This is a genomic window from Shewanella sp. NKUCC01_JLK (assembly GCF_019345615.1).
Classification (GTDB): Bacteria; Pseudomonadota; Gammaproteobacteria; order Enterobacterales; family Shewanellaceae; genus Shewanella; species Shewanella oncorhynchi.
In genome coordinates this window covers 1-284 of record NZ_JAHKRD010000045.1, presented here as the reverse complement: position 1 = coordinate 284, position 284 = coordinate 1, and the positions used below count along the sequence as shown (strand labels likewise).

Sequence of the window (284 nt, the reverse complement as noted above, 5' to 3'; positions counted from 1 at the left end):
AATAAAGTGTTTGAGAACTCATGTTCAATGCTTTCGCATTAAACGTTTTGTAATTAATCACATGACAGACTCATGCAATTAAATACTATCAGCTTTCCAAATTGTTAAAGAACAATGCGTACCGGCTCGCGGCGCATTTAGCTCTGACTTCTCCTAAGAGAAGCTAAACAAGCAATCTGTGTGAACACTCAACAAACATTAAGTTAGTCGTATAGGTAAGGAGGTGATCCAGCCCCAGGTTCCCCTAGGGCTACCTTGTTACGACTTCACCCCAGTCATGAACC

Annotated in this window: 1 rRNA gene; it reads right to left on the bottom strand. The window is 41.5% G+C overall.

Going from position 1 to position 284, the window contains the following annotated elements:
• Window positions 1–216: 216 nt before the first annotated feature.
• Window positions 217–284: ribosomal RNA gene (locus KO537_RS22995) — 16S ribosomal RNA — on the bottom strand; the annotation flags it as partial.